The 26,793-nt window shown below is 69.6% G+C and carries 32 protein-coding genes; 21 read left to right on the plus strand and 11 right to left on the minus strand.

All coding sequences use genetic code 11. The annotated features are described in order from the left end of the window. The first annotated feature begins 1 nt into the window (after nt 1). The 9 genes from E7742_RS08955 to E7742_RS08995 all read left to right on the plus strand — a co-directional run bounded on the left by E7742_RS08955 (nt 2) and on the right by E7742_RS08995 (nt 9,064). Nucleotides 2-1,219: a glycosyltransferase gene (locus E7742_RS08955; RefSeq protein ID WP_137798633.1), complete on the plus strand. Its 1,218-nt coding sequence runs from the start codon at nt 2-4 to the stop codon at nt 1,217-1,219. Beyond that, complete coding sequence (locus E7742_RS08960) at nt 1,216-2,211, plus strand: NAD-dependent epimerase/dehydratase family protein (RefSeq protein ID WP_137798634.1); 996 nt, start codon at nt 1,216-1,218, stop codon at nt 2,209-2,211. The genes E7742_RS08955 and E7742_RS08960 overlap by 4 nt, the downstream gene beginning before the upstream one ends. After that, nucleotides 2,202-3,830 (plus strand): carbamoyltransferase family protein, encoded by a 1,629-nt coding sequence (locus E7742_RS08965; RefSeq protein WP_137798635.1) that lies wholly within the window; start codon nt 2,202-2,204, stop codon nt 3,828-3,830. The genes E7742_RS08960 and E7742_RS08965 overlap by 10 nt, the downstream gene beginning before the upstream one ends. Then, on the plus strand, nt 3,827-5,353 hold the full coding sequence (locus tag E7742_RS08970) for an HAD-IIIA family hydrolase (protein WP_137798636.1): 1,527 nt from the start codon (nt 3,827-3,829) through the stop codon (nt 5,351-5,353). Before E7742_RS08965 ends, E7742_RS08970 begins: the two co-directional genes overlap by 4 nt. Beyond that, nucleotides 5,350-6,384, plus strand: coding sequence for a glycosyltransferase family 9 protein (locus E7742_RS08975; protein WP_137798637.1), 1,035 nt, complete (start codon nt 5,350-5,352; stop codon nt 6,382-6,384). The genes E7742_RS08970 and E7742_RS08975 overlap by 4 nt, the downstream gene beginning before the upstream one ends. 88 nt (nt 6,385-6,472) lie before the next feature. Next, nucleotides 6,473-6,913 (plus strand): ATP-binding protein, encoded by a 441-nt coding sequence (locus E7742_RS08980; RefSeq protein WP_137798638.1) that lies wholly within the window; start codon nt 6,473-6,475, stop codon nt 6,911-6,913. Beyond that, the gene (locus E7742_RS08985; RefSeq protein ID WP_137798639.1) at nt 6,910-7,686 is read left to right on the plus strand and encodes a SigB/SigF/SigG family RNA polymerase sigma factor; all 777 of its coding nucleotides are present in this window, start codon (nt 6,910-6,912) and stop codon (nt 7,684-7,686) included. Before E7742_RS08980 ends, E7742_RS08985 begins: the two co-directional genes overlap by 4 nt. Before the next feature lie 278 nt (nt 7,687-7,964). Continuing rightward, on the plus strand, nt 7,965-8,432 hold the full coding sequence (locus tag E7742_RS08990; protein WP_254699208.1) for an STAS domain-containing protein: 468 nt from the start codon (nt 7,965-7,967) through the stop codon (nt 8,430-8,432). 146 nt (nt 8,433-8,578) lie between these two features. Continuing rightward, entirely contained in the window at nt 8,579-9,064 is a 486-nt protein-coding gene (locus E7742_RS08995; RefSeq protein WP_137798640.1) for a CinA family protein, read from the plus strand. A gap of 46 nt (nt 9,065-9,110) precedes the next feature. Here the strand turns inward: E7742_RS08995 and E7742_RS09000 are convergent, their stop codons facing one another. After that, nucleotides 9,111-10,295, minus strand: a complete 1,185-nt coding sequence (locus tag E7742_RS09000) for a zinc-dependent alcohol dehydrogenase (RefSeq protein WP_137798641.1) — start codon at nt 10,293-10,295, stop codon at nt 9,111-9,113. A gap of 236 nt (nt 10,296-10,531) precedes the next feature. Between E7742_RS09000 and E7742_RS09005 the strand changes: the two genes are divergently transcribed. The 5 genes from E7742_RS09005 to E7742_RS09025 all read left to right on the plus strand — a co-directional run bounded on the left by E7742_RS09005 (nt 10,532) and on the right by E7742_RS09025 (nt 13,328). Further along, complete coding sequence (locus E7742_RS09005; protein WP_137798642.1) at nt 10,532-10,816, plus strand: hypothetical protein; 285 nt, start codon at nt 10,532-10,534, stop codon at nt 10,814-10,816. Nucleotides 10,817-10,951: 135 nt separating this feature from the next. Continuing rightward, nucleotides 10,952-11,197 carry a microaggregate-binding protein 1 gene (mbp1, locus tag E7742_RS09010; RefSeq protein WP_137798643.1) on the plus strand — a complete coding sequence of 82 codons (246 nt, stop codon included), beginning with the start codon at nt 10,952-10,954 and terminating at the stop codon, nt 11,195-11,197. A 4-nt stretch (nt 11,198-11,201) separates the two neighbouring features. Next, complete coding sequence (locus tag E7742_RS09015; RefSeq protein ID WP_137798644.1) at nt 11,202-11,924, plus strand: HemK2/MTQ2 family protein methyltransferase; 723 nt, start codon at nt 11,202-11,204, stop codon at nt 11,922-11,924. 155 nt (nt 11,925-12,079) lie between these two features. Beyond that, a complete protein-coding gene (locus tag E7742_RS09020; protein WP_137798645.1) occupies nt 12,080-12,520 on the plus strand; it encodes a hypothetical protein in 441 nt (146 codons plus the stop codon). 130 nt (nt 12,521-12,650) lie between these two features. Further along, nucleotides 12,651-13,328, plus strand: coding sequence for a DsbA family oxidoreductase (locus tag E7742_RS09025; RefSeq protein WP_254699209.1), 678 nt, complete (start codon nt 12,651-12,653; stop codon nt 13,326-13,328). A gap of 62 nt (nt 13,329-13,390) precedes the next feature. Here E7742_RS09025 and E7742_RS09030 read toward each other — a convergent pair whose 3' ends face one another. Together E7742_RS09030 and E7742_RS09035 are read right to left on the minus strand one after the other, a co-directional pair. After that, nucleotides 13,391-13,816, minus strand: a complete 426-nt coding sequence (locus tag E7742_RS09030) for a ChaB family protein (RefSeq protein WP_137798646.1) — start codon at nt 13,814-13,816, stop codon at nt 13,391-13,393. Between the two features lie 40 nt (nt 13,817-13,856). Next, nucleotides 13,857-14,819 carry a TIGR03557 family F420-dependent LLM class oxidoreductase gene (locus E7742_RS09035; protein ID WP_137798647.1) on the minus strand — a complete coding sequence of 321 codons (963 nt, stop codon included), beginning with the start codon at nt 14,817-14,819 and terminating at the stop codon, nt 13,857-13,859. Between the two features lie 236 nt (nt 14,820-15,055). On the opposite strand from E7742_RS09035, the gene E7742_RS09040 reads away from it, so the two are divergent. Then, entirely contained in the window at nt 15,056-15,946 is an 891-nt protein-coding gene (locus E7742_RS09040) for a manganese catalase family protein (protein ID WP_137798648.1), read from the plus strand. Between the two features lie 84 nt (nt 15,947-16,030). Here E7742_RS09040 and E7742_RS09045 read toward each other — a convergent pair whose 3' ends face one another. Beyond that, nucleotides 16,031-16,603, minus strand: coding sequence for a hemerythrin domain-containing protein (locus tag E7742_RS09045; protein ID WP_137801114.1), 573 nt, complete (start codon nt 16,601-16,603; stop codon nt 16,031-16,033). A gap of 160 nt (nt 16,604-16,763) precedes the next feature. Between E7742_RS09045 and E7742_RS09050 the strand changes: the two genes are divergently transcribed. Then, entirely contained in the window at nt 16,764-17,660 is an 897-nt protein-coding gene (locus E7742_RS09050) for an SDR family oxidoreductase (protein WP_137798649.1), read from the plus strand. Nucleotides 17,661-17,666: 6 nt separating this feature from the next. On the opposite strand, the gene E7742_RS09055 is transcribed toward E7742_RS09050, so the two are convergent. Genes E7742_RS09055 through E7742_RS23605 form a run of 3 tightly spaced genes read right to left on the minus strand, consistent with a single transcriptional unit; the run spans nt 17,667 to nt 19,644 of the window. After that, nucleotides 17,667-18,071 carry a hypothetical protein gene (locus E7742_RS09055; protein ID WP_137798650.1) on the minus strand — a complete coding sequence of 135 codons (405 nt, stop codon included), beginning with the start codon at nt 18,069-18,071 and terminating at the stop codon, nt 17,667-17,669. A 23-nt stretch (nt 18,072-18,094) separates the two neighbouring features. After that, the gene (locus E7742_RS09060) at nt 18,095-19,486 is read right to left on the minus strand and encodes a cytochrome P450 (RefSeq protein ID WP_137798651.1); all 1,392 of its coding nucleotides are present in this window, start codon (nt 19,484-19,486) and stop codon (nt 18,095-18,097) included. Between the two features lie 35 nt (nt 19,487-19,521). After that, nucleotides 19,522-19,644 (minus strand): hypothetical protein, encoded by a 123-nt coding sequence (locus E7742_RS23605; protein WP_302661141.1) that lies wholly within the window; start codon nt 19,642-19,644, stop codon nt 19,522-19,524. Between the two features lie 108 nt (nt 19,645-19,752). Here E7742_RS23605 and E7742_RS09065 point away from each other — a divergent pair, with 108 nt between their 5' ends. Continuing rightward, the gene (locus E7742_RS09065) at nt 19,753-19,974 is read left to right on the plus strand and encodes a hypothetical protein (RefSeq protein WP_137798652.1); all 222 of its coding nucleotides are present in this window, start codon (nt 19,753-19,755) and stop codon (nt 19,972-19,974) included. Between the two features lie 25 nt (nt 19,975-19,999). On the opposite strand, the gene E7742_RS09070 is transcribed toward E7742_RS09065, so the two are convergent. The 4 genes from E7742_RS09070 to cynR all read right to left on the minus strand — a co-directional run bounded on the left by E7742_RS09070 (nt 20,000) and on the right by cynR (nt 22,700). Continuing rightward, nucleotides 20,000-20,515 carry a nucleoside deaminase gene (locus tag E7742_RS09070; protein WP_137798653.1) on the minus strand — a complete coding sequence of 172 codons (516 nt, stop codon included), beginning with the start codon at nt 20,513-20,515 and terminating at the stop codon, nt 20,000-20,002. A gap of 63 nt (nt 20,516-20,578) precedes the next feature. Further along, on the minus strand, nt 20,579-21,049 hold the full coding sequence (cynS, locus tag E7742_RS09075; protein WP_137798654.1) for a cyanase: 471 nt from the start codon (nt 21,047-21,049) through the stop codon (nt 20,579-20,581). A gap of 40 nt (nt 21,050-21,089) precedes the next feature. Next, nucleotides 21,090-21,689: a carbonic anhydrase gene (locus tag E7742_RS09080; protein ID WP_137798655.1), complete on the minus strand. Its 600-nt coding sequence runs from the start codon at nt 21,687-21,689 to the stop codon at nt 21,090-21,092. 111 nt (nt 21,690-21,800) lie between these two features. Continuing rightward, nucleotides 21,801-22,700 (minus strand): transcriptional regulator CynR, encoded by a 900-nt coding sequence (gene cynR / locus E7742_RS09085; protein WP_137798656.1) that lies wholly within the window; start codon nt 22,698-22,700, stop codon nt 21,801-21,803. A gap of 277 nt (nt 22,701-22,977) precedes the next feature. Between cynR and E7742_RS09090 the strand changes: the two genes are divergently transcribed. From E7742_RS09090 to E7742_RS09105, 4 genes are all read left to right on the plus strand, one after another. Next, the gene (locus tag E7742_RS09090; RefSeq protein WP_137798657.1) at nt 22,978-23,988 is read left to right on the plus strand and encodes an aldo/keto reductase; all 1,011 of its coding nucleotides are present in this window, start codon (nt 22,978-22,980) and stop codon (nt 23,986-23,988) included. A 139-nt stretch (nt 23,989-24,127) separates the two neighbouring features. Beyond that, nucleotides 24,128-24,385, plus strand: a complete 258-nt coding sequence (locus E7742_RS09095) for an SAP domain-containing protein (RefSeq protein WP_137798658.1) — start codon at nt 24,128-24,130, stop codon at nt 24,383-24,385. Nucleotides 24,386-24,390: 5 nt separating this feature from the next. Beyond that, nucleotides 24,391-25,908: an FAD-dependent oxidoreductase gene (locus E7742_RS09100; RefSeq protein ID WP_137798659.1), complete on the plus strand. Its 1,518-nt coding sequence runs from the start codon at nt 24,391-24,393 to the stop codon at nt 25,906-25,908. 62 nt (nt 25,909-25,970) lie between these two features. Next, nucleotides 25,971-26,729: a GNAT family N-acetyltransferase gene (locus tag E7742_RS09105; protein ID WP_137798660.1), complete on the plus strand. Its 759-nt coding sequence runs from the start codon at nt 25,971-25,973 to the stop codon at nt 26,727-26,729. Nucleotides 26,730-26,793 lie beyond the last annotated feature (64 nt).

Genomic DNA, 26,793 nt, shown 5'->3' on the forward strand with positions numbered 1-26,793 from the left:
AATGAAGATCGCGATGGTCTCCGACCACGCCAGCCCTCTCGTCGCGATGGGCGGGGTGGACACCGGTGGACAGAACGTCCACGTCGCGGCCCTGTCGGCGGCGCTCGTCGGACGCGGTCACCAGGTGGAGGTGTTCACCCGACGCGACGACACCGTGCTGCCCGATCGGGTGCGCGCCGACGACGGCTACGACGTCGTGCACGTGCCCGCAGGGCCGCCGCGGCGGATCCCCAAGGACGAGTTACTGCCCCACATGCAGGAATTCGCGTGCGGCCTGCGCGAGCATTTCGCGGAGGCGGAGTTCGACGTGGTGCACTCGCACTTCTGGATGTCGGGTCTCACCGCACGTCTCGCGAGTCGCGCGTGCGGCATTCCACTCGTGCACACCTTCCACGCACTCGGCATCGTGAAGAAGCGGTATCAGGGGGCCGCCGACACCAGCCCGCCGCAACGCGTTTCGCTCGAGTGCAAGATCGGTCAGAGTGCCGACGCCGTCGCGGCGACGTGCTCGGACGAGGTGTTCGAACTGGTCCGGATGGGCATTCCGCGCGCCCGGATCGCCGTGGTTCCGTGCGGAGTCGACACGGCGGAGTTCCGCCCGGACGGCCCCCGTGCCCGCCGGACCGGGAGGCTGCGCCTCACCACGGTGGGACGACTGGTACGCCGCAAGGGGTTCGACGTCGCAATCCGAGCGTTGACCGCGCTTCCCGACGCCGAACTGGTGATCGCGGGCGGGCCCGCGGCCGGCGCGGTGTGCGAGGACGACGAAGGTGGCCGACTGCTCCGTCTCGCCGAGGAGATCGGGGTACGTGAGCGGGTCGCGATGCCCGGCCAGATCCCCCGCAGCCGCATGCCCGAACTCCTGCGGTCGAGCGACGTGGTCGTGTGCTCCCCGTGGTACGAGCCGTTCGGCATCGTGCCGCTCGAGGCGATGGCGTGTGGAAAACCCGTCGTCGCCAGCGCCGTGGGCGGACTCACCGACACCGTCGTCGACGGAGTGACGGGCATGCACGTTCCGCCGCGCAACTCCGATGCACTGGCACGCGCCCTGCACCGGCTGCTGGCCCAGCCGGTCCAACGGGAGCAGTTCGGTCACGCGGGCCGGGACCGTGCGGTGCAACGGTATTCGTGGAATCGCGTGGCCGGTGAGACCGAACGGGTCTACGAGAACGTGCTCGGGCAGCTGATGCCGCGGGCCGCGGGCGGGGTGGGCCGATGAGCACCGGCCGGCGGCGGGGGCCACGTCGGGTCGTGGTGACGGGCGGCGCCGGTTTTCTGGGCCTGCACCTGTGTACGCGCCTGGCCCGGCGCGGGGATTCGGTGATCTGCGTGGACGACTTCTCGACGTCGGCGCCGTGGGCCCGCTCCACGTTGAGTGCCCTCGACCGGGTCACGGTGATCGACAGTTCGGTGACCGATCCACCGGTCCTGCCGCGTCGGATCGATCTCCTCGTGCACCTCGCGTGCCCGGCGTCGCCGCGGGACTACCAGAACGACGCCGTCGGCACGCTGGTGACCGGCGGACTGGGCACCCTCGAGATGCTCGACCGTGCCCAGGCGTCCGGCGCGCGTTTCGTCCTCGCCTCGACGAGCGAGGTGTACGGCGACCCGGACGTGCATCCGCAACCGGAAGCCTATCGGGGCAACGTCGATCCGGTGGGCCCGCGCAGCATGTACGACGAGGCGAAACGATTCGCTGAGGCGCTCGCGTCCGCGTTCCGCCGCCAGCACGGGACCGACACCGCCATCGTGCGCATCTTCAACAGCTACGGGCCGGGAATGCGGGCCGACGACGGGCGGATGGTGCCGGCGTTCGTGTGCGCGGCCCTCGACGGTCGGCCGCTACCGGTGGCCGGGACCGGACGGCAGACCCGGTCGCTGTGCTACGTCGACGACACCGTCTCGGGGATCATCGCGCTGGCCGACAGCGATCATCCCGGACCGATCAACATCGGCTCTGCGCACGAGGTCTCGGTGCTGGACGTCGCCGCCACGGTCAACCGCATCGCGCATTCGGATGCGGGTGTCCGCTTCGTCCCGGCGGCACCCGACGATCCACGGCGCCGGTGCCCCGACGTGGCTCTGGCCCGTCGCACGCTCGGCTGGCACGCGCGAGTGTCCCTCGAGAACGGACTGCGGCGCACGGTCGAGTGGTTCGCCCGGCCCTCCCGGGACCGGACGTACACGGCAGGGGGTTTCCGGTGCGGGTGATGGGTGTCAACGCGGTCTTCCACGACCCGGCCGCGGCGGTCGTGGTGGACGGCCGAGTGGTCGCGGCGGCGGAGGAGGAACGCTTCAACCGACGCAAGCACGGCAAACGCCCGTACGCGTTCTCGACGTGGGAGCTCCCCGAGCAGGCGATGCGTTGGTGTCTGGCGGAAGCCGGGATCACCGCCGCGGACCTCGACGCGGTCACCTACTCGTACGATCCCGGCCTCGTCGAGCCGGACCTGGCCGGCACGGAGCAGGACTGGGAGTTCCTGCGCACGTTGTACGCGGAGCGTTTCCCGCGCTTCCTCACCACCGCGTTGCCCGGGGTCGATCCGTCCGTCGTGCGCTTTCTCCCCCACCACCTCGCGCACGCGGCGTCGGCGGCGCTCGCGTCCCCGCACCGGGACTGCGCGGTCCTGGTGGCCGACGGCCGCGGCGAGTCCACGTCGTATCTGGCGGGCGAGTTCCGGGACGGGAAGTTCACGCCCCTCGCGTCGCAGCGTCTGCCCCACTCGTTGGGCCTGATGTACGAGGAGCTGACCGAACATCTCGGGTTCGCGCGGTCGAGCGACGAATACAAGGTGATGGCGCTCGGCGCGTACGGGACGCCGCGGCTGTTGCCCGAGTTCGAACGCCTCGTGACCACCACCGGGCACGGGACGTTCCGCGTCGCGCCGATCGACTGGGCGTCACTGGCGCCGCGGCGGCGACCGGAGGAGCCGTGGTCGCCGGCGCACGCGGATCTCGCGTGCAGCGCGCAGCGCCGCCTCGAAGACGTCCTGCTCGAGCTCGCGGGCTGGTTGCACGCGCGAACCGGCCACCCGCTCCTGACGTTGGCCGGCGGGGTGGCTCTCAACTGCGTGGCCAACACGCGTCTGCACGCGGAGGGCCCGTACGACGAGGTGTGGGTGCAGCCGGCGTCCGGCGATGCCGGTACCGCGCTCGGCGGTGCGCTGCTGGCGGCCGCGGAACTCGGCGACACGCCGCGACCCCGGCCCGGATACGACCTGGGGCGCGGCTGGACGGACGCCGAACTCGAGCACGCACTGCTGGCCGCGGCCGTGCCGTACGAGCGTCCCCCCGACATCGCCGAGACCGTCGCCGAGGCTCTGGCCCAGGATCGGATCGTCGGGTGGTTCCAGGGCCGCGCGGAATTCGGGCCCCGTGCCCTGGGGCGCCGCTCGCTCCTGGCACATCCGACGCCGGCCGCGAACATCGACCGCCTGAACGCGGTGAAGGGACGCGAGCAGTTCCGTCCCGTCGCGCCCATGGTCGCCGCCGACCGGGCGGCGGAGGTCTTCGGGCGCGGACCGGTGCCGAGCCCGTACATGCTGTTCGTGCACGACGTGGCGCCGGACTGGCAGGACCGGCTGGCCGCGGTGACCCATGTCGACGGCACCGCCCGGGTTCAGACCGTCGACCCGCGGACCGAACCGCTGGTCTCCCGCATGCTCGCCGCCTTCGAACGCCGGACTGGGGTTCCGGTGGTGGTCAACACCAGTTTCAACACCGCGGGGCGACCGATGGTCGACTCCCCCCGGGACGCACTCGAGTGCTTCGGGTCCGCACCGATCGACCTGCTCGCGCTCGGTCCCTACGCGGTTCGGAGACCGACATGACCGATCCGAGCTACACGATCGTCGTGCCCACGGTGCTGCGGCCGAGTCTGCACACGCTGCTGGCGGCGCTCGCCCGGACCGCCGGCCCGCGGCCGTCGGAGATCGTCGTGGTGGTCGATCGTCCCGCCGCCGGTCCGCACGGCGGGCCGGAGTCCGAGTGCGGCGCGGTTCCCGTCCGGTGGCTGTCGTCGGGAGGCCGGGGGCCGGCGGCCGCCCGCAACCGGGGTTGGCGTGTCGCCCGGGATCCGTGGGTCGTCTTCCTCGACGACGACGTCGTGGTGCCCCACGACTGGGCGCGGCGGCTGGCCGCGGACCTGCGCCCACTCGGCCCGGAAGTGGCCGCCTCGTACGCCCGCATCGACGTTCCCGCGCCGGTCGGACGGCGTCCCACCGACGACGAGCGCCGCACGCTGAGCCTGCAGACGGCGCGATGGATCACCGCCGACGCGGCGGTGCGACGGTCCGCGTTGCTCGCGGTCGGCGGCTTCGACGAACGATTCCCGCGCGCCTACCGCGAGGACGCGGATCTGGCCCTGCGCCTCATGGCCGCGGGCTTCACCCTCACCGACGGCGCCCGGGTCACCCGGCACCCCGTGGGAGCGACGCGAGTGCTCTCGAGCGTCCGCGCCCAGGCCGGGAACGCCGACAACGCGCTGATGCGGCACCGCCACGGGCGCGGCTGGCGGCGGCGAGCGGGCGACGGGCCCGGCCGGTCGGGCCGGCACGCGGCGACGACCGCGGTCGCGGCGATCGCGCTGGGCGCCGCCGCGACCGGACGCCGACGCACCCTGGCGATCGCGTCGACCGTGTGGCTCGCTGCCGTGGCGCAGTTCGCGGTCCGACGGATCGCCCCCGGGCCCCGCACGGCGCGGGAGGTCGCCGCGATGGTCGCGACGAGTGCGCTCATCCCGCCCGTCGCCGTCTGGCATCGCCTTCGCGGTGAGGTCGGAGTCCTGCGCGGCGGGACCGTGGTGCGGTCGCCCGTGCTGGCAGTCCTGTTCGACCGGGACGACACGCTCATCCACGACGTGCCGTACCTCGCGGATCACCGTGCGGTACAGCCCGTCCCGGGAGCCCACGATGTGCTGGCCCGCCTGCGCGCGGACGGGATCCTCGTCGGGGTGGTGACCAACCAGTCGGGCGTGGCGACCGGGCGGATCACCGTCGACCAACTCCGCGCGGTCAACGACGAGGTGGAACGCCGGCTGGGCAGGTTCGACACCTGGCAGATCTGCACGCATGCCGACGGCGGGCGCTGCTCCTGCCGTAAACCCCTGCCCGGCTTGGTCTTACGAGCAGCCGCCGATCTCGGGGTGCCGCCGGAGAGTTGTCTGATGATCGGGGACACCGGGGCCGACGTCGAGGCGGCCCGCGCCGCCGGGGCCGTCGGGGTGCTGGTTCCGACTGCCCGAACGCTCGGACGCGAAGTCGTGCGGGCGCGGGCCGCGGGCGCGTTGGCCGACAATCTTGCCGCTGCCGTCGCGGTCATCGGCCTGGGCCGGGACGGGACCACCGACCGGTGAGGGGCGACCACACACTCGTCGTGCGCCAGGACAACATCGGCGACGTCCTGCTGGCCGGTCCGTGCATCCGCGCCGCCGCCGCGGGTTCCGAACGGGTCACCGTCCTCGTCGGGCCCCGCGGCAGGGCGGCCGCCGACCTGCTGCCCGGTGTCGACGAAGTGATCGAGTGGGAGGCGCCGTGGATCGACCCGCAACCGTCGTGGCCGGGGCAGGCAGCGGTCCTGGACGTCGTCGATCGGATTCGGCGCCGCCGTATCGACCGTGCGCTGATCCTGACGTCGTTCCACCAGTCCCCCCTGCCGACCGCACTGGTGCTCCGGCTGGCCGGGGTGCCGTGGATCGCGGCCATCTCCGAGGACTACCCGGGCGCCCTGCTGGACGTGCGGCACCGGCTCGATGCCGACATCCCCGAATCCGAACGCGCACTGAGCCTCGCCCGCCGGGCCGGATTCGACCTGCCGCCCGGTGACGACGGCAGACTGCGGCTGCGCGCGGCGCTGCCCGACGTGTCCCGGCACATCGGCGCTCCCCCGTACGTGGTCGTCCACCCCGGCGCGTCGGCACCTGCGCGCACGCCCTCACGGATGTGGTGGACGCGAGTGGTGGACGCGCTGGTGGACGGCGGGCACCGTGTGATCGTCACCGGTGGTGCCGACGAGACGGCGCTGACCCGCGCGGTCGCAGCCGACCACGCCGCCGACCTGGGCGGCCGGACCAGCCTGGCCGAGCTCGCCGCCGTGCTCCGCGGCGCCTACGCCACCGTCGCGCCGAACACCGGCGCCGCCCACCTGTCCGCGGCCGTGGGGACGCCGGTGGCGTCACTGTTCGCTCCGCTCGTGCCCGTCGAGCGGTGGCAACCGTACGGGGTGCGATGCGTCGTGCTCGGAGACCAGCGGGCACCGTGCCGAGGGACGCGAGTTCGGGAGTGCCGGCTCGCCGCGCACCCGTGCCTCGACGCGATCGAGCCCGAGGAGGTGACCACCGCCGTCGAGACGCTGTCGACACCCGTCGGCCTGGGAAATCCGCGGTGACGAGTTTGGGAGCCACGAGGCGCGGGAATCTCTGGAACGTCGCAGCCGCTCCGACGGAGCCGTCAGACCGACTTCGAAGCGAGGAGTCATGAGCGAACTGTTCGCCTCCACCAGAAGACCTGAGGATTCCGGACCCGTGATCGAACTGCGAACGCCGGCCGAAGCGTCGCAGCTGGCGCCGATCCGGAGTGTGTCGGCGTCGTTGGCCGAGCAGTGCGACATGACGCTCGATCAGATCGCGGACTTGCGGCTGGCGGTCGACGAGGCGTGCAGCACGCTGTTCCGCATCGCGCTCCGCGACAGCGACATCGTGTGCAGGTTCCGGGTGTCGCCGCGCATGTTCCACTTCTCGGGCTGCGTGGCCACTACGGGCGAGGACGCCGACGGGCCCTACGAGCGCCGGTTCGGATGGCATGTCCTGCGAACCCTGACCGACGATCTGAAACTGCATCGCCACCACGGCAACGGGGACGGCAGACTGTCGACCGTCACCATCTCCTTCGCCGTGCGATGCGGGGACGTCACATGACTCCCCGGACCACCGACCGTCCCGACGAATACAGTGATGTGAAACCGATGTTCGCGTCCCTGCGGGAACTCGACGACGACGATCCCGCCCGCCGGCAGTTGCGGGGGGCGATCATCACGCGGTGCCTGCCGCTCGCCGAGCACATCGCACGCCGATTCGACCGGCGCGGTGAACCGTTCGACGACCTGGTGCAGGTGGCGAGCGTCGGCCTGGTCAATGCGGTGGACCGCTACGACGTGGACCGCGGATCCGACTTCCTGGCCTTCGCGGTCCCCACGATCATGGGCGAGGTCCGCCGCCACTTCCGCGACACCGGCTGGGCGGTGCGCGTACCGCGGCGACTGAAGGAACTGCATCTCGACATCACCAAGGCGTCGTCCACCCTCTCGCAACGGCTGGGGCGGTCCCCGACCACTCGCGAGATGGCCGCCGAGCTCGGCGTCGGCGAGGACGACGTCGCTCAGGGCCTGCAGGCAGCGAGCGGATATCAGACGCTGTCCGTGGATGCGGTCGTGGGCAGCTCCGAATCCGGTTCGACGCTGGGCGACCTGTTGGGCGACGACGACGCCGCACTCACGGGCGTCGAGGACCACGAAACGTTGCGCGTCATTCTCGAGGGACTACCGGCCCGAGAACGAACCGTCCTGTTGCTCCGCTTCTTCGGAAACCAGACCCAGTCCCAGATCGCCTCGCGCATCGGTGTCTCCCAGATGCACGTCTCCCGGATCCTGTCGGACACCCTCGCCCGGCTGCGCGAACAGTCAGAGGACTGAGGCCCTCGCCGACCCTCGCCGGGATTCGAGCCCCTCTTTGTCCCAGTCCGACGCTCGGACCGTCCCGATCCGGAGCACCCGCTGAGCTGCCGCGGAGCCGCCGGCCCCCGCGCCCGGCCTGTACACGAGGACCAGTCGGTGTTAGAAACGAGAGAGGTTGAGCACACAGCCTGTCGCCCAACAGGCAAGGGAGCGTTCTCGGCCGCGACCGACAGCGCCGCTCCCAGCGCTCCGGACGCGACACCGTCGAATTCGTTCGCAACGGATGGAGGCACGGCGTGCCCGAACTCCTCATCTCGGCAAGAAGCACCATTCGCACCGCGGCGGCGGCCGCCCCTACCGGCTCACCGGTGCCCCTGAACGACACCACCGCCCTGGTGGTGGACCTCGCGGAAGACCTCGACATGGCCACGGTCGACCGCTTCCGCCGTGTGTACCGGATGCTGTTCGACCAGGCCACGGCCCGCGGTCTGACCGCCGGAGATCTCGTCGTTCTCGACCTCTCCCGCGTCGGCTTCGTCAGCGTGGACGGCACCGCCGCCCTCGTCGAGGCCAAGGACCTCGCCGATACACGGGGCATCGACTTCACCCTGGTCACCTGCAGTCGCGGCGTCGACCACGCTCTCGCCGCCACCGGCATGCTCCGGCTCTTCCGTTGCTACCCCTCCGTGGAGTCCGCGCGGGCATGCGAGTGCCGTGCGGCCGATCTCCGCGGCGCCGATCTCGGTCACCCGGTAGGCCCCTGAGAACTCTGGACGGTCGAGTGTGAGACCGCGGCGATTGCGCTGCGGCGTATTGCTTTTCGCATGGAATGGCCGCCCCACCCGCTCTCGGAACCGAGACGACCGAACGGTGCCCAGCCGTGCCCGGCACGAGGAGGTATAACCGAGAAATGGCGACAGCGGACAACGGCGACGACACGTCGGCACTGGCAGAGAAAATTTCCGAACTCGCGGGGGAGACGGGGCGCACCGTCGCCACGGCGGAGTCACTCACCGGCGGGCACATCTCGTGCCAACTGGGCGCGGCACCCAATTCCTCCGAGTGGTATCGCGGCAGCATCGTCGCGTATTCCAGCGAGGTGAAGCACCAACTGCTGGAGGTCCCCGAGGGCCCGGTGGTCTCCGAACCCAGCGCACGCAACATGGCGTCGACCACCGCCCGGCTTCTCGGGGCGGACACCGTCATCGCCGTGACCGGCGCGGGCGGACCGGATCCTCAGGACGGCGAGGACCCCGGCACAGTCTGGTTCGCGTTGTTCGATCGCGGCCGGGTCACCGCCGAGAAGGTGACGTTCGCGGGCGATCCGCCCGAGGTCGTCGAGCAGACCGCCCGCCGTGCGCTCGAGCTACTCGCAGAGAGCATCGCCGCGCAGTGACCCGCGTCCCGGGCGGCACCGGCACGCGGTGCCGCCCGGGGTCATATCAGGTCCAGGGCTCGAGCAGCACCTTGACTGCGCCGTCCTGCTTCTTCTGGAACATGTCGTAGGCACGCGGTGCGTCGGCCAGCGGAAGCCGGTGGGTGGCGAAGCTGTCGACGCCGAGCGGATCGTCGTCCGTCAGCAGCGGGAGGATGTCGTCGACCCAGCGCTTGACGTTCGCCTGCCCCATCCGCAGCTGAATCTGCTTGTCGAACATCTTGAACATGGGCAGCGGGTCCATCGCGCCGCCGTACACACCGACGATCGAGACGGTGCCGCCACGGCGCACGATGTCGATCGCGGCCTCGAGCGCTGCCAGACGGTCGATCCCCGCGTGGGTGAACAGCGGGCCGGCCACGGCGTCCGGCATGAACGACGTCGCCTGCTGCACGAGTTTCGCGCCCGGCGATCCGTGCGCCTCCATCCCGACCGCATCGATCACGGCATCCGTTCCGTGCCCGAACGTCATGTCCCGGATCACGGCGCCGATGTCGTCGTGCTCGCGTAGATCCAGAACCTCGATCCCCCGGTCCCGCACCCGCGCGAGACGCTCGGGCACCCGATCGACCCCGATCACACGGACGCCGCGGTGCGCGGCGATCCGCGCGGCCATGTCCCCGATCGGCCCGAGGCCGAGCACCGTCAGCGAGTCACCCTCGCGGACGCCGGCGTACTCGACCGCCTGCCACGCGGTCGGCAGTACATCGGACAGATACACGAACCGGTCGTCGGACGGCCCGTCGGGGACCTTGATGTGGGTGTACTGCGCCTGCGGCACGCGCAGGTACTGGGCCTGGGCGCCGGGAATGCTGCCGTAGAGCTTGGAGTAGCCGAAGAGGGCGGCACCCGTCCCTTCGGACCGAACCTGCGTCGTCTCGCACTGCGTCTGCAGACCACCGTGGCACATCGGACAGTGGCCACACGAAATCTGGAACGGGATCACCACCCGGTCGCCGACTGCGAGGTCGCCGGTGTCGCTACCGACCTCGCGAACGATCCCCATGGGCTCGTGCCCCAGGATGTCGCCGGCGTTCATGAACGGTGAAAGCAGCTCGTACAGATGCAGATCCGAACCGCAGATATTGGTGGTCGTCACCTCGATGATCGCGTCTTTCGGATCCTCGATCACCGGGTCCGGGACCGTGTCCACACTGACATTTCGCTTACCCTGCCACGTCACCGCTTTCACAACTGCCTCCTGATCGTATGGCGCTTTGTCTCGACACCTACCCGGCCAGCACCCGCTGCAAACGTCCCGCGCCTGCCACCGACGGATCTCCTCTCCCCGGGCTCGCGGGCCTCTCATCGGCGGTCTTTCACGGTTCCGTGCAAGAACGATGGACGTGGACGACAATCGACATCACACGCCAAGGGCCGCGCCGGTCCTCGGCGCGGAGGAATCGAATTCGACACCGGGGAGGCCCGATGAACAGCAACGATCCTCGCGACCTCGCACACACCACCCGGGAGCACCCGGGCGAGGCCATCGAAGATGCACGGAATTGGCCCGGCTACGCCCTCATCGGCGTCGCCATCGTCGCGCTGGGCCTGACACTGGTCGCGGCCGGCTACGGATTCGCGGGTTGGGCCTGGATCGCCGGAATCATCTGCGTGGCCGGCCTGCTGGGCGGTACGTTGCTCGTACTCGCCGAGCATCGCCGCATCAAACGACTCGAGAACAAGTCGCTCAGCGAACCCATGGGGCACTGACCTCGATTCGCTACTCGGACGTCGTCGGCCCGGTCGTGGTGACGACGAGCGTCCGATGCCTGTCCACACGATTGTCCGAAGGATTGTTCGGGTAATCGTCAACACATTCGAGATCTGCAGAAGGGACACCGTGCCATGTCGGACAAGGACAATTCGGGCCCCGCGGAGGCCGTCAAGGGCGTCGTGGAAGGCGTGAAGGGCAAGGCCAAGGAGGCTGCCGGCGCCGTCACCGGCCAGGACGATCTCGTACGCGAGGGCAAGGCTCAGCAGGACAAGGCCGACGCCCAGCGAGAGGCCGCCCAGAAGGAGGCCGAGGCCGAGAAGGCACGCGGCGAAGCGGCTGCGAACGAGGCCCGCCAGCGGGCCGAGCAGGACAGCTAGGGCGATGGCCGCGGACATGACGATCCGGGGAACAGGCGCGCCCACCAGTGGGGCCGTCCCGGCGGAGCCCAGATTCTGGCGACTGCCCGGCGTCTATCCCCCGCAGGAGGACACCCGCCTCCTGGCCCAGACGTTGAACGCGGAACCCATCGACGCCGGGACCCGAGTTCTCGACATCGGCGCAGGAACGGGATTCCTGTCCGTCACAGCCGCATTGGCAGGGTCCCGCAACGTGACGGCAGTCGATGTCGGTAGGCGTGCGCTGTTGAACACGAGACTGAACGCGACGCTCAACGGAGTACGCGTGCGCACGGTGCGTGGCGATCTCACCACCACCTTCGCGGAGGACGACTTCGATCTCGTCGTCTCCAACCCGCCTTACGTGCCGGCCGCCGACGACGCGCTCCCGACCACCGGTCTTGCACGATGCTGGGACGCGGGCCGGGACGGACGCGCGTACCTGGACCGCATCTGCCGAGACGTACCCGGCAGGCTGGCTCCCGGTGGTGTCCTTCTCCTTCTGCAGTCGGCGCTGTGCGGCGTCGAGGAGACCCGGAGCGAGTTGGAGGGCCGCGGCCTCTCGGTGGAGGTCGTGTCCACCGCGCTCATCCCGTTCGGACCGGTTCTCACCGAACGTGCCCCGCTCTTCCGGGAACGGGGTCTGCTCGGCCCCGACGAGCAGCACGAGAAGCTGGTCGTCTTCCGGGCGGTCAATCAGGCGGCGTGACCGAGCCGCCGCAGTAGCGGAGAAACCCCGAAGAGTCGGCGAGCACTTGCGCTCGCCGACTCTTTCCGGCACAGGTCTCTCCCGGGTGGCTGACGATGCGCAGTAAATCCGACGACGGATGAGTAGGAACGGCCGTCACGGGGAACTCCCCCTCCGTGGCAGATGTCAGTGACGGCGCAGTTCCGGCCGGGGTGCTGGGTGGCCGCCTCCTCGAACTCTTCGGCGAGGAGCGGTTCGCCGAACTCGCGGGCGAACTCAGCGATGTCGTCGGACGACCCCATCCTCCCCGCCCCATGTACTCCGACGTGGTCGAGTGGATTCTGTTCTCCATCCTCGTGGTCGCGGAGGAGCGGATGGGTCGCCTCGCCGAGAACGAGACGTTCGTGGTCGGGGTCCACACGTCCGACGGCGAACCGGTGGAGACGGAGTCGCTCTCGGCTCCGCTGTCGACGATCGTGCGGTGCGTGGAGGCCCTGTTCGACGCCGACTTCGACGAACTGTCCGCCCTCCTCGACGACGCCGAGCACATGGACCGGGAGTCACGCCTGGAAATCATTCTGGCGGCGTTGTCCTGGCTCGACAGCACCCTCGCGTGACGTCGAACGACACGCGCGAGCGCCGATCGGAAGACGACGACGCCGACGGCGGCGGTTGGGCGGCGGAAGCGGCGGGTACTTCTTCACGAAGTTCGAGTGTTCTGCGGGACCACGAGAAGGAGAGTGCGCTGTGATCGACGTCCGCCCCGGCACGATCGTCGTCTACACGGATGTGGTGTGTGGCTGGTCGACTGTTGCGTTGTATCGCTTCTTCCGCGAACGGGAGAAGGCAGGGCTCACCGAATCGCTTTACGTCGACCATCGGCTGTTCCCGCTCGAGGACGTCAACCGCTTCCCCATCCCGAAACGCTTCCTCGAAGCGGAGATCGCGCCCCTCGGAGCCTGCGAGCCGGACTTCGGATGGAAGCCGTGGCAGGAGGATCCGTCGACGTGGCCCGGAACATCGCTCCCTGCGAACGAAGCCGTCCACGCTGCTGCCCGGCAGTCGCCGCGGGCGGCGGAGGAACTGGACATGGCGATCCGGCAGGCCTTCTTCCGGGACTCCCGCCCCATCCATCTGCAGTACGAACTGTGCGACATCGCCGCCGGCTGCCCCAGTGTCGATGTCGACGCCCTGGCGGAGATGCTCGACGCGGGCACCGCGCGCGAGGCGATGATGCGCGACTACCGCACCAACGTGGGTCGGGTGCAGGGCAGCCCCCACTTCTTCCTCGCCGACGGCTCCGACGTGCACAACCCAGGCATATCACTGCACTGGGTGGGCGACCCCGGCGCCGGCTTCCCGGTGATCGACGCCGACGATCCGTCCGCGATGGCCGATCTCGTACGGCGCGCTGCCGACAGTTAGGGACCGACACCGCCGCCTGTCCCCCGCCGCGGTGAACCACGACCGGTCTTCGTCGTCGAGGGTCACCCGCCCCGGGAAGCCGCGCTCCGTCGGCGATTCTCCTTCACGATCGCGTCGACGAGTTCCTTCTTGCGCATCGTCGATCGGCCGGGGATACCGAGCCGCCGCGCCACCTCGTACAGGTGCTGCTTACCGGCGTTCGCGTCGACACCCTCGGCGGTGGGTCCGGACGCGCGGGGTCCTCCGCTCCGGGCGCGGTCGTCGGACGGACCTTTGTGCTCCTTGGGTTCCCAGTGATCGCCGACCTTCTCGAAGCTGTGTTTGAGCGCCGCGTAGGCCACCCGATGGGCACGCTCGTCATCGCCGTACTCCTCCATCGCGGCGTCGTGGGCCTTCGCGAACGTGCGTTGCGCTTTCGCGGGTGAGCGGCGCAGCGTCTCGGGCAGCTCCCTGCGCACCGGTTGTCCGGATTTCGTCGTCTTGGGCATGCCTCCTCCTTCGGGACCCCAGCGTGGCTCTACGCCGCCGTCACGACGAGAGCGACGACAGCGCCGGCGCCAGTTCGTCCGCGTAGAACCGGAAGAACCCGTCCACGTCGGGGCCCGCGTTCACCAGGGCGAGATGGTCGAAACCGGCTTCGGCGTAGGTGCGGATCCTGTCGAGGTGACGCTCCGCGTCCGGCCCGTACCCGAAGCTTTCGGCGACGTCCGATTCGCGCACCACCGACGATGCGGCTTCGAAGTTGACCGGATTGGGCAGTTCGGCCTGCACCTTCCAGCCTGCGGCCGCGAACCGGAAGAGCTTGTGCGCGGACTGCAGCGCGGCCTCCTCGGTCGGCGCCCAGGACAACGAGACCTCGGCGTACCGCGGACCGGCGCCGCCGGCCTTCTCGTACTTGTCGATCAGGTCCGGGTCGGCGTCCGTGGCGAACAACCCGTCACCCAACTCGGCCGCGATCTTCGCGGCCGGACCACCCGATCCCGCGACCACGATGGGCGGGAGCTCGTCGGGTAGATCGAATACCCGCGCGTCCTCGAGCTGAATGTGCCGTCCGTCGTAGCTGTGGTATCCGCCGCTCCACAACAGCCGGATCACGTCGATCGACTCACGCAGCATCTCGGACCGAGTCGCCGCCGCCGGCCACCCACGCCCGACGACATGCTCGTTGAGTCGCTCGCCGGTGCCCACGCCCAGGACGAACCTGCCGTCGGACAGGAGCGCCGTGGTGGCCGCCGCCTGCGCGACGATCGCCGGGTGGTACCGGATGAAGGGGCACGTCACACCGGTGGCCAGCCCCAGCGTGGTGGTCTTCGCGGCGATCGCTCCCAGGATCGACCACGCGAACCCCGAATGGTTCTGGTCGTGCAACCAGGGGTGGAAGTGGTCACTGATCTCGACGAAATCGAAACCAGCCTCTTCGGCGCGCACCGCCTGCCGCACCAACTCGGTCGGCGTGTACGCCTCGGCGAACAGCTTGTACCCGATCTTCACAGTGCCCTCCGTTCCTGAACCGGTGGCGCCGAACGGGACGGCCGCCGCCGAAATACGACTCGAAGTGCAGTTACCCTCGCCGGTCACCGATGAAACGGGCGACAGGTCCGGTACTCACGATGCGTGGAGGTGTTGCGGTCGCGTCACGATCGGCGACGGATCCGTCGGTGCATGATTTCTCCGCGACCTCGCGGGTACGTGGCCCGGGTCAGAGCCCCACAGCCCGAGGAAGTGACATGTTCACGCACAACAAGGATCTCCAGTTCGAAGTTCGCATCGACAAGCCCGACCCGAAGTTCGCGACACTGCTCCAGGAGCAGTTCGGCGGCGCCAACGGCGAACTCAAAGCCGCCATGCAGTACTTCACCCAGGCCTTCGTGCTGCGCCGCAAGAATCCCCAGATGTACGACCTGTTCATGGACATCGCGACGGAAGAGTTCAGCCACCTCGAGATCGTGGGTTCGATGATCACGATGCTGCTCGACGGACTCAACGACGACCTCAAGCAGGCGAACGAGCGCTGCGACTGGATGCCCGTCGTGGCGAGCGCGGACGGTCGCGAGCAAGCCATCCACCAGGTCGCCGTCAGTCCGTTGTACCTGGGGCTCACGGGCGGTGGACCCGACGTCGTCAACTCGGCGGGCACGCCCTGGTCGGGGACGTTCGTCAACTCCAACGGGGATCCGTCGGTGGACCTGCGGAGCAACCTGGCCGCGGAGTCCCGCGCGAAGATCGTCTACGAGTACCTCAAGCAGTTCACCGACGATCCGGGGGCGCAGGACACGCTGACTTTCCTGATGACCCGGGAAGTGGCGCACTACCAGCAGTTCACGGCGGCGCTCAACGAACTGCCGGTGAACTTTCCGCCCGGCCAGCTTCCCGGTGACGACCGGTTCCAGAACGTCGCGTTCAACATGTCCAACGGTGGATCGGTCCGCGGGCCGTGGAACGAGGGGCAGGGACCGTGGCCGGCCGGAACCGAATGGCGCTACGTGGAGGCCCCGGCCGAGCAGTGGTTGCACAGCGAGGACAGCGCCAATCGCGGCGAGACCGCGAGCCCGCAGGGTGAGCCGGCCGTGCAGGGAACCAAGCCGTTCACGCACGAGCAGCACGTGGCGGCGACCTGAGGACGACAGACCCGAGGACGAACCGGAACTCCCCGCCCCCTTCCGGTCGGCGGGGAGTTCCGGTGCCTGTGCTGCTCCGGCCCGTCAGCTGGGGGGCGTCTCGGGCGGATGGTGCCGGCTCCGCCCACTGAGCGCGTCGCGCACCTTGTCCACCGCCGCCGCCATCGCTCCCGTCGTCTTGAGCACCGCCGGGTTGGGCGGGGTCTTCGGGTGAGGACGGGTGGGGGCGCGTTTACGGGCGACCTCCAACCGATTGCCGGCATCCTCGAGGTCCGACTCCGGCACCGCTTCCCGCACCCGGGGCCAGACCTCGTTCTGCTCGTACTCGATGTGTTCGCGTGCGGCCGACAGGAATTGGCGGAGGGCCGATTCGTACTCCTCCTCACCCGCCTTCCCGTGCTCGATGGTGTCGAGCAACTTCTCGCCCTCCACCTCCTGACCGATCGCGGTGTCGGCCAGCTCGTCACCGCCCGGCACGACGTCACGGACGATCGGCCAGAAGATCTCCTGTTCGATCGTCTCGTGCCGCGATTCCGCGATCACCAGGTTGGCCACCATGTCGTCGCGGCCCGGTGCCCCCGGACCTGCGCCCTCGAGCACCTCCAACATTCCGAGCACACTCTCGTGTTCGGCGCGCAGAAACGTCAACGCGTTCACCACACCCATCACCTCCAGAGTCCGGGGCTGTCCGGTAGGACATAACCGAATCGCAGCGATCTCAAACACGCGCGACCCGGTGGACAGGAAGGAGCGGACAGGGCACGGTGGGCACCACGACCCGCCGCAGATCCGTCACAGGACCGTAGGGAGAACCGGTATGCACGAGCGAGAACCGTTGCAGGACCCCACCACCCGCTACCCCGCTCCCGCGTCGCAGGAGCAGCCGGCGATCGCGCATCCCGGGCTGACCTCCGAAATGGTGACGAAACCCGACCACGGTGAAAACGACTACCGGGGCAGCGGGCGACTCGAGGGCCGCCGAGCCCTCGTCACCGGAGGCGACTCCGGGATCGGGCGCGCCGTCGCGGTGGCATTCGCCCGCGAGGGTGCGGACGTGGCCGTCAGTTACCTGGCGGAGGAAGAGTCGGACGCACAGGAGACCGTTCGTCTGATCGAGGCTGCGGGACGCCGCGCCCTCCCCCTGCCCGGCGACATCCGGGCGGAGGACCACTGCCGCGCCCTGGTGGACACCACCGTGCAGGAATTCGGCGGCCTGGACATTCTCGTCAACAACGCTGCCTACCAGATGGCCAGGCCCGGCGGGATCGCGGAGATCACCACCGAGCAGTTCGACCGCGTCATGAAGACCAATCTCTACGCACTGTTCTGGCTGTGCAAGTTTGCCGTCGAGGTGATGCCGCCCGGATCGACGATCGTCAACACGTCGTCGATCCAGGGCCGGAATCCGTCGCCGTCGCTGATGGACTACGCAACCACCAAGGCCGGCATCGTGGATTTCACCAAGGCCCTCGCCGACGACGTCGCCGACCGCGGTATTCGGGTGAACGCTGTTGCGCCCGGACCGATCTGGACGCCGCTCATTCCCGCGACCATGCCGCCCGAGCAGTACCGCGAGTTCGGGAAGGACGTGCCGCTCGGCCGTCCGGGACAGCCCGCCGAGCTCGCGCCTGCGTACGTGTTCTTCGCGTCCCGCGAATCCAGTTACGTCACAGGCGAAGTTCTCGGCGTCACGGGCGGCACGCCCTTCACGTGAGGCCGCTCAGTGCGACGGGTGCGGAGTCCCCTGGCCCGTATCGCCACCGAACGGATGCCGCAGGCTGCGCGGGTGCGCGGTCTGCCGCGCATCCGCCGGTGGCGTGGTGACCGCCGCGGTGTCGCGTCCGGGAACCGCGGTGGCCGCGTCGCGGCGCTCGAGCTCGTGGCGCGCATAGCGTTCCCGGCGCGAGTACCGGCGTGCACCGGCGAGCAACAGTGCCAGGCCGAGCATGCCGGCCGCGCCCACCACGAGGCCGACGAGGAACAGTGTGCCGGTCGAACCCGTTACGTGGACACCGAAGATGGTGAAGTCGTCCTGCAGGGCGTGTTCGGTTCCGGTGTTGTTCACGACGCCCGCTACGCCGATCGCGACGGCGGCGACGAGAATGACTAGTCCGATGATGATCATGAGCACTCCTCCGTAGGGGGCGGCTACGCCGCCGCGAACTTCAGTCCGTAGTGATTGAGAGTCGGGGGCAGCGGCGCATCGGGCTGCAGTCGCGGTGTGCTGGTCTGTTCGAGGTGGTCGAACGCAGCCAGCACGGCCGCCAGCGCGGTGCTCGACGCGAACAGCGCGAGGTTGCGTCCCGGGCATTCGGCCGGCCCCGCGCTGAAGGGCAGGAGGGTTCGCAGGCCCTCGGCGCGGCCGTCCGTCCAGATGTCGGGGGCGAACGCGTCGGCGAAGTCGAACCGGTCCCGGTCCCGGTGCAGGGGCGGGGTGAGGACGAGAAACGCGCTGCCCTCAGGGACGACGGTCGTACCGCCGCCGGTCCGCCACGACGTCGGCTCGGTGGAGTCCCGGAGGATCGCGGGCGTCGTCGGCCACAGCCGCAGCGACTCGAGGATGCAGGAGCGCAGGAACGGCAGCGTGGACACCGTGCCCGTCGCGCGTCCGGTCGCCTCCTCTCGCGCCCGGACGAGGTCGTCGGGGTGCGCCGCCAGCAGCGCGAGCGCGCGCAGGGTGGCGATGCCGGTCGCGTCGAAGGCGAAGAGCCAGTGCGGAATCTGGCCCACCGGATCGACGTCCGGCGACGATCCCGCGGCGGCGAGCGCGTGGATCAGCGTGCCCTCCTCCGCCCGCTCGGCGTACTCGTAGAGGCTGTCGAAGAAGCGGTCGCGGCGGTGACGGCGGGGCGGGGTCAGGTACGACCAGTTGCCGCCCGATCGAAGTTTCCACAGCCGGTCGGTGACGTCGGAGTCGTCTCGCGCACTGGCACCCAACGTCACCTGCCGCACGATGCGCCACCAGGTCCGGACGAAGTCGGCGGCGTCCAGTCGACCGGAGACGCGGACGTCCTCGGCGAATGCCCCGATCTCCCGGTCGATCGTCGCGGCGATGGACTCGGCGGCGCTGTGCAACGGCTTCGGTGTCTCGAGCGCGGCCTCGTTGACGGCTCGGCGTCGGCTGCGGGCAGCTCCGGTGGAGATCAGCACGCCGCGCGGCTGGAACGTGCCGAGCGCTGCTCGCTTCTCCTTGTTGGCGGGGGTGAACGGTTCCGGACTGTCCGCGAGGACCCGGGCCACGTCGTCCGGATCGAGCAGCAGCACCAGGCGCCGGCCGGGCAGGCGCAGTTCCACCGGGCCCCGCCCGAACTCGCGGCGCAGACGCCGGAACATGTCGATCGACAGTGCGTCGGCTCCGGTCTTCTCGAGCAACGGCATCACGAGGTGTCGGCGCGCGATGACGCCCGCAGCGACGGAGGGCGCCCCCAACGCGGCCACGGCCCTCGCCGCTCGCAGTCCGGTGAGGACGGGCAGCCCGGTCGCGGCGTCCGGGACCGCTCCGCGAATGCCCGGCTCGAGCGCTGTGTGGTTTCCGGTCATGCCGATGACCTACCCGCACAGCCCGAACGCAAACCCTAGGAGGCCAGCACCTGCGGAGACAGCGTCTTCAGCATCGCGTTGGCCCAGCGCAGCCGGCGAAGCGTCTCGGGGTGGCACCGCGCGGACAACGCCGTCAGTATGCGGTCCCTCGACGTCATGTCGCGCTGGTACCCCGGTTCGGCGACCTTGACACCTGCGCGCCGGGCCGCCGCCACCACGCCCCTCGGGCGTTTCGGATCCGGGTGGCGGGGGAATCCTGGGGGTATGTGCGGACCCAGACCCCCGAGAGCTGCGCTTCCACCGGCGCCGTGCCCGGTATGACGCGGCGCGACCCGTCGGCGCCCTCGCCGGACCCGGACGACGAGGAGAGCGACGACGCCGACGTCCGCTATCCGCAGCCGAGCCCGCTGGATCCGTGGTGGCGGCGAGTGATGGACGCCGGATCGTCCTCGGGTGACGACCCGGCTGCCCCCGGACCCGACGCGTGAGGCGCGCTGCCGGGTCCGGACGCGGCTACCGTCGATCGTCGTGGCCGGAAGTCGGCGCACCGGGAACGCGACGGTCACCACCGTTGGCCTCCTGCCATGCGCGGTACACGTCGACCGCGTCCTGGCGCGGTTCGTAGCGCATGGGCAGACGACGCTCGTCCCAGCTCTTGCCGAACTCGTCGTAGAACGTATCGAGTTCGAAGTACTTCCGATCGTCGACGTAGTGCGGTTGGTACGCCTCCCGCGTCGTGAGGAACACGACCTCGTCGGGCGAGCAGTAGTACAGCGCGCCCAGGCACATCGGGCACGGCTGCGCGAGAACGTAGATCGTGGCGCCGACGAGGTGCTCGGTCCCGAGACGCACGCATGCCTCCCGGATCGCGAGTATCTCGGCGTGCGCCGTGGGGTCACCGGTCTGTGCCACCAGATTGGGGCTCTCCGCGAGGATCGTGCCGTCCTCGACGATGACTGTCGCGAAGGGGCGTCCCCCTTCCGCGACGTTGCGGCGGGCGAGGTCGATGGTGCGTTGTGCAAAGTCCATGGTGATGTCCTGGGCGTCTCGGTTCCGGGCGACTCGGAGGGCGGTGAGGTGCGGTTCCACCGGTCAGAAGGGCTTGGTGGGCAGGTACTTTCCGTCCAATGTGATCACGGCGCGCTCACCGCCGTCGGGATCGGCGACCTTCTTCACGTCGAGCTTGAAATTGATGGCGCTGATGATGCCGTCACCGAACTGCTCGTGTACCAGTGCCTTGAGTGTCGTGCCGTACACCTGGAGCATCTCGTAGAAGCGGTAGATCGTCGGATCGGTGGGTACGACGCCCGGAATCGAACCTCGGGTGGGGATCGTCTGAAGCAACGTCGCCGCATCGGCACCGAGATCGAGCAGTTCGGCGACCGCGCGGGCGGACTTCTCGGGGAGCGCGTGCTGGCCCAGAACCGCGGCCGTGACGAAGGCGACCGACAGGTCGGCGGCATCCGCGATCTGTTGCCACGTCACATCCTTCTCGATCTTGGCGGCGACGGCGTCGACGGCCAGATTTCGGCGGGCGGTGGGGTCGAGTTGTGCGTGCACCATGATGTGGTTCCTTTCGGGGAGGGTCTTGTCGGATGCGCGGTCACGCGGCGGGCGTCGAGACGCCACCGGCGTGCTCGGCGACGGTGACGGCGCCGGTCGGGATGTCGAACACCCAACCTTCGACGGTGAGGGTTTCTCGGGTCAGGGCTCGGGCCACCGCCGGATGGGTGGCCAGATTGCTCAGCTGCGCAACGACGTTCGCCTCCACCAGCGCCGAGACGGCGTCGTCGGTGCGGCGGACGGCTCGGGCCGCGGAAGCGTCGGTGTGCCGCAGCCACTGCGCAACTGCCGGCACGCCTGTCAGGTCGTGGTGCTCCGCGACCGCAGTCATCGCTCCGCAGCCGGAGTGGCCGCAGACGACGACGCGGGCGACACCGAGTACCGCGACCGCGTACTCGATACTGGCGGCGGTACCGTCTCCTCCCGGCCCGTAGGCCGGGACGATGTTTCCAGCTGTGCGAACGACGAACAGCTCCCCCGGCTCGCTACTGGTGATCAGCTCCGGAACTACACGCGCATCGGAGCATCCGATGAACAACGTGTGTGGAGCATGCACTGCGGCAAGTTCGGCGAAAAGACTTGCCTTGGTGGGGAAGACGTCGCGTTGGAAGTGCGTGACGCCGTCTGCGAGATCAGGCATCGAGCCTCCTGTGATGGGATCGGTCGGGCGAGGTTGCCCGACGAGATCCACCCTGCCCCCGCGGCGGCTATAGCGTCCAATACTTGTCTTCCATCGTTTCCATAGACGTGGTCAATCGCGGTTGCTAGACAGTCCGACCGCCTCGGACCTCACGATCGATGCGAAGGCGCGCGCGGCCACCGAGTGGTACGCGGTGCGGCGTCGCAGGAGTTCGACGGTCCGGCTCGGCAGCGCCGGGTCCACACCGAGCGGTTCCAGCTCCGGCTGGGCGCGAGTGATGGCGTCCGGAAGGACCGTCGCGAGCGATCCACCGCGTACGAACTCGAGCAATGCACTGATGGAGTTGGCTTCCAACGCGATGCGCGGATCGATGCGGTTCTCGGCGAAGTACCGGTCGATGTGGACTCGAGTTGCGAAGTCGCCACTGAGCAGGGCAAGCGGATGTTGCGCCAGCTCGTGGAGAGGCAACCGTCCCGAGCGCCCGAGGAGGACGTGCCCCGGCCCGGACACCACACTAAGGTCTTCCGTGAACAGCGCCTCGCTCTCGATTCCGGCGACGTGTGCACCGGCGAACGCGATACCCAGATCCAGGTCGTCGGCGAGCAGCCCCTCCTCGATCCGGTCCTGTGTCGTCTCGACGACGGTCACCGTGACCGCCGGGTGGGCAGCATGGAACCGGTGCACGACCGGGCCGATGAGATACGCGGTGATGGTCGGCGTCATCGCCACTCGCAGCTGGCCCCGCGTGAGGTCCTGGACATCGTGGACGGCACGCTCGGCGGCATCGAGGTCGCGGAGAGCGCGCCGCACGTGCTCCGCGTACACCTGCCCGGCGTCGGTGAGGCGAACCGCCCGACCGGAACGATCCAGTAACTGCACCCGCAGCGCGCGCTCGAGCTGCTTGATCTGTTGAGACAGCGTCGGCTGGGAGATGTGCAGGGATTCGGCCGCGCGAGTGAAGTTGCCGTGGTCGGCGACCGCGAGCAGATATCGGACGTGGCGCAACTCCATGCAAGGACAATATGCGGCGCCCTCTGCGCCCGGATCCGCCCCGGACGGAGGCCCCGCCCGGCGTTTGGTTGGCCCGCCGCCGGGCACTCCACTCGCGTGGCGCCGTCGCGGGGCCGCACACGTCACAACCACCTGCGCTTGCCCATATCCCGCGTCTGCAATTACTGTGGATCACATACAACGCGCGCTTGCAGATATCTCGTCTGCGTTCCGCCGGTCGGGAGTCCCGTTCCGAGTCCGGCATCGCGCCACCACGACCACATTGGAGAAGAACACCATGTCGCTCACCGACATCGTCCCCGGCCGCCTGGGATTCGGCACCGCACCGCTCGGCAACATGTTCCGGGCGATCCCCGACGCAGACGTGGAGGCCACACTCGAAGCCGCATGGGAGGAAGGCATCCGATTCTTCGACACCGCGCCCTTCTACGGCGCCGGCCTCGCGGAGGAACGCCTCGGCACGTTGCTCTCGACCAAGCCGCGCGACTCCTTCGTCCTCTCGACCAAGGTCGGACGGGTGATCCTCGACGAACCGGAGTCATCCGAACCCGACTTCGGAGAGAAGGGTGGCCTGTTCGAGCACGGCAACCCGAACAAGATCCTCCACGAGTGGACCGCGGACGCCACCGAACGCTCGATCGAAGGATCGCTGAAGCGGCTCGGCGTCGACCGCCTCGACATCGTCTGGGTCCACGACATCGCCCAGGACTTCCACGGTGATCTGTGGGTGCAGAAGTTCGAGGAGGCCCGCACGGGCGCCTTCCGGGTGCTGACGCGCCTGCGCGACGAGGGCGTCATCAGGGGCTGGGGACTGGGGGTCAACCGCACCGAGCCGATCGAAATGACGCTGGAACTCGACGAACCGCGACCCGACGGCTTCCTGCTCGCGGGGCGCTACACCCTGCTCGACCACGAGCACGCGCTGCAACGCCTGCTTCCGATGGCCCAGGAACAGAACGTCAGCATGGTCGTCGGCGGGCCCTACAGCTCCGGTGTGCTCGCCGGCGGCACCAACTTCGAGTACCAGCAGGCCCCGCCGGAGATCGTCGAGCGGGTCGGCAAGATCAAGGCCCTTACGGACGAGCACGGCATCAGCATCAAGGCCGCCGCCCTGCAGTTCTCGCTCGCGCACCCGGTGTCGGTGGCAGCCATTCCCGGCGCCACGCGCCCCAGTCGGATCACCGAGGACACCGCGGCACTCGACCAGTCCGTTCCGGCCGCGTTCTGGCACGAACTCCGGGCCCGAGGTCTCGTCAACCCGGCCGCGCCGCTGCCCATCGACGCCTGACCCGGCTTCGACGCCCCGCGGGCGCGGCTGCCGGCTGAGACCGACCCCTCAGCTCCTCACGCACCGCGCTGCGCGGCAGGTGTAGCACCCACCACCTCTGGGTATGTCGACGACAGCAGCCCCGAGGAAGGAGACGACCATGGCCCGATCGTCGATCAAGGACGAAGAGCAGTACGAAAAGTTGCGCGAGAAGGGCGAATCCAAGGAGAAGGCCGCCCGGATCGCCAATGCGAGCGCCAACCGCGGGCGCTCGAACGTGGGCCACAAGGGCGGAAAGGCGCCGTCGTACGAGGATTGGACCGTCGACGAATTGAAGAAGCGCGCCAAGGAGATCGGCCTGTCCGGCTACTCCTCCAAACGAAAGGCCGACCTCATTTCCGAACTTCGCAACCACTGACCGTCGTGCCTCCGACACGCACGGCGTTGTGGCTCGACCGGCCACGACCGACCGAGAGGCTCACGCTCCCGGAGGGCAGTCGCTTCGACGTCGTGGTGGTCGGTGCGGGGTTGACCGGACTGAGCACTGCGCTCGAACTGGCCCAGTCGGGGCGCACCGTCGCGGTTCTCGAAGCACGGCGCGCCGCTTCGGTCACCACGGGCCGCACCACAGGGAAGATCTCGCTCCTCCAAGGCACCAAGCTGTCGAAGCTGACCGAGCGATACCCGGCCGACGTCGCGCTCGCCTACGTCGAGGCCAACAGGGCCGCGCAGGCGCGGCTCCTCGAGAACTGCCGAACCCTCGGCGTGCCTGTGCAGATCGAGACGGCGTACACATATGCGACCACGCCCGACGGCGCCGAGTCGGTGGCGGCGGAGTTCGATGCCGCCACCGCGGCCGGACTCGACGTCCACTGGGACGATGCCGCGGAACTGCCGTTCCCCGTCACCGGGGCGGTCGCCCTCGCCGACCAGGCCCAGTTCGACGCCGTCGAATTCACGACGGCGCTGGTGCACGAACTGCAGGGTCGCGGCGTCCCCGTCCTCGAGCGCACCCGGGTACGGACCGTCAGCCACGGACCCGGTGAACTCACCGTCCGGCACGACAGCGGCAGTGTCGTCGCCGACCGGGTGGTGCTCGCGACCGGAATTCCGATCCTCGACCGCGGTTCGTTCTTCGCTCGCCTCGAGCCCCGGCGCTCCTACTGCATCGCAGTCGGCGGCCTGGACCGACCGCCGCGCGGTATGTACCTGTCCGCGGACTCCCCCACGCGCTCCCTGCGTTACGCCCCGACCTCCGACGGCGAGGTTCTCGTGGTCGGAGGAAACGGGCACACCGTAGGCCGGGGCGGGGCCACGCAACCGCGCATCGCGGATCTGATCGAGTGGACGCGGCAGCATTTCCCCGCGGGCGAGGTCACGCACGCGTGGTCGGCTCAGGACTATCACTGCACCGACGACATGCCTGTGGTCGGCGGGCTCCTCCCCGGTGACGATCGAATCCTGGTGGCGAGCGGGTTCGACAAGTGGGGCATGACGAACGCCGTCGCGGCGGCCACGATGCTCGCTGCCCGCGTTCGTGGCGAAGAGGCGGACTGGGGCTGGGCGTTCGATCCGTGGGCCGCGAGCCGGGGGCCGCGAAGCGTCCTGCCGACCGTCGAACTCAACGCGGCGGTCGCCGTCGAGATGGCGAAGGGATGGGTGGCACCACTCGCCGGCTCTCGTTCGTCGACACCCGTGGAGGGGGCCGGTCACGTGCGCGCCGGAATCCCTCGGCCCGAGGCGGTCTGCACGGTGGACGGCAGCACCCACCGCGTCTCGGCGGTCTGCCCGCATCTCGGCGGCATCGTGCGGTGGAACGACGCCGAGCGCAGCTGGGATTGCCCCCTGCACGGATCCCGCTTCGCTGCCGACGGGCGTCTCCTGGAAGGGCCGGCCACGCGGTCGCTGTCGTCGCACGACGCGCCGACACCGGACGCGTAGGCCCGGCGGCAGTGGCGCACCCGGCGAACCGGGACACGGTGCGGGGTGCGAGGCTGAGAGTCATGGCTGCGGCACCCCTTCCCGACACCGACTCTTTCATCGCGGGCGACACGCCGCCCGCCCACGATCCCGGTCTGGCGCACCCGGTGCACTGGTCGTTGCGCGGCAATCATTCCTCGCTCGCGCGTCGGGTGGGACGCGCCGCGACGTATCACCCGGACGTGGCGACGTTCTGCGCCGTCCCGCCGAAACCGACCCCCGAGGACTGGTCCGATCTCGCGCGGCTACTCGGACACGGTGAGCTCGCTGACCTCTTCGACTGCCCGGAACCGCCACCGGCACACTGGGAACCGGTGTTCGACGTCACCGGCTTGCGCATGGTGGCGCCGACAGCGGAACCGGTCGGAGCGCCGGGCCGCGACCTCCCCGCAGGCTCGGAGCTGGTCGAACTCGGCGCTCCGGACCGGCCGGCCATGATGGACCTCGTCGCCCGGACACAACCCGGCCCGTTCCGCGTCCGCACCCCGGACCTCGGTATCTACCTCGGGGTGCGCGACCACGGCGTGCTGGTCGCCATGGCCGGCGAACGGCTCCGTCCGCCCGGCTGGACCGAGATCAGCGCCGTGTGCACCGCTCCGGAGGCGCGCGGCCACGGCCACGCCGCCCGCCTCGTCCAGGCCCTGACGCGTCGGATCGCGGCTCGCGACGAGCGGGCGTTCCTCCACGTCGTCCACACCAACACCCGGGCGATCGACCTGTACCGGCGTCTCGGCTTCGAAACCCTTCGGGAGGTCCGGTTCCGAGGAGTCCGCATTCCCTGACGCCGGCGCCGCGCGAACCGCAGCACCGGGCCCGGTTGCCGCCGCGGCCTTCTGGGTACGTGAC

Origin of the sequence: Rhodococcus sp. SGAir0479, from assembly GCF_005484805.1 — a bacterium.
Classification (GTDB): domain Bacteria; phylum Actinomycetota; class Actinomycetes; order Mycobacteriales; family Mycobacteriaceae; genus Prescottella.

Excerpts from the sequence above, each read along its gene's own strand:
- E7742_RS09005 (WP_137798642.1), top strand. The coding sequence starts at position 10,532 with ATGAACAGCAACGATCCTCGCGACCTCGCACACACCACCCGGGAGCAC.
- E7742_RS09105 (WP_137798660.1), top strand. The coding sequence starts at position 25,971 with ATGGCTGCGGCACCCCTTCCCGACACCGACTCTTTCATCGCGGGCGAC.
- E7742_RS09060 (WP_137798651.1), bottom strand. The coding sequence starts at position 19,486 with ATGACCGGAAACCACACAGCGCTCGAGCCGGGCATTCGCGGAGCGGTC.
- E7742_RS09090 (WP_137798657.1), top strand. The coding sequence starts at position 22,978 with ATGTCGCTCACCGACATCGTCCCCGGCCGCCTGGGATTCGGCACCGCA.
- E7742_RS09070 (WP_137798653.1), bottom strand. The coding sequence starts at position 20,515 with ATGGACTTTGCACAACGCACCATCGACCTCGCCCGCCGCAACGTCGCG.
- E7742_RS09095 (WP_137798658.1), top strand. The coding sequence starts at position 24,128 with ATGGCCCGATCGTCGATCAAGGACGAAGAGCAGTACGAAAAGTTGCGC.
- cynS (WP_137798654.1), bottom strand. The coding sequence starts at position 21,049 with ATGGTGCACGCACAACTCGACCCCACCGCCCGCCGAAATCTGGCCGTC.
- E7742_RS08980 (WP_137798638.1), top strand. The coding sequence starts at position 6,473 with ATGAGCGAACTGTTCGCCTCCACCAGAAGACCTGAGGATTCCGGACCC.
- E7742_RS08955 (WP_137798633.1), top strand. The coding sequence starts at position 2 with ATGAAGATCGCGATGGTCTCCGACCACGCCAGCCCTCTCGTCGCGATG.
- E7742_RS09055 (WP_137798650.1), bottom strand. The coding sequence starts at position 18,071 with ATGATCATCATCGGACTAGTCATTCTCGTCGCCGCCGTCGCGATCGGC.
- E7742_RS09050 (WP_137798649.1), top strand. The coding sequence starts at position 16,764 with ATGCACGAGCGAGAACCGTTGCAGGACCCCACCACCCGCTACCCCGCT.
- E7742_RS08995 (WP_137798640.1), top strand. The coding sequence starts at position 8,579 with ATGGCGACAGCGGACAACGGCGACGACACGTCGGCACTGGCAGAGAAA.
- E7742_RS23605 (WP_302661141.1), bottom strand. The coding sequence starts at position 19,644 with ATGACGTCGAGGGACCGCATACTGACGGCGTTGTCCGCGCGGTGCCAC.
- mbp1 (WP_137798643.1), top strand. The coding sequence starts at position 10,952 with ATGTCGGACAAGGACAATTCGGGCCCCGCGGAGGCCGTCAAGGGCGTC.
- E7742_RS08970 (WP_137798636.1), top strand. The coding sequence starts at position 3,827 with ATGACCGATCCGAGCTACACGATCGTCGTGCCCACGGTGCTGCGGCCG.
- E7742_RS09030 (WP_137798646.1), bottom strand. The coding sequence starts at position 13,816 with ATGCCCAAGACGACGAAATCCGGACAACCGGTGCGCAGGGAGCTGCCC.
- E7742_RS08985 (WP_137798639.1), top strand. The coding sequence starts at position 6,910 with ATGACTCCCCGGACCACCGACCGTCCCGACGAATACAGTGATGTGAAA.
- cynR (WP_137798656.1), bottom strand. The coding sequence starts at position 22,700 with ATGGAGTTGCGCCACGTCCGATATCTGCTCGCGGTCGCCGACCACGGC.
- E7742_RS09015 (WP_137798644.1), top strand. The coding sequence starts at position 11,202 with ATGGCCGCGGACATGACGATCCGGGGAACAGGCGCGCCCACCAGTGGG.
- E7742_RS09040 (WP_137798648.1), top strand. The coding sequence starts at position 15,056 with ATGTTCACGCACAACAAGGATCTCCAGTTCGAAGTTCGCATCGACAAG.
- E7742_RS09080 (WP_137798655.1), bottom strand. The coding sequence starts at position 21,689 with ATGCCTGATCTCGCAGACGGCGTCACGCACTTCCAACGCGACGTCTTC.
- E7742_RS08960 (WP_137798634.1), top strand. The coding sequence starts at position 1,216 with ATGAGCACCGGCCGGCGGCGGGGGCCACGTCGGGTCGTGGTGACGGGC.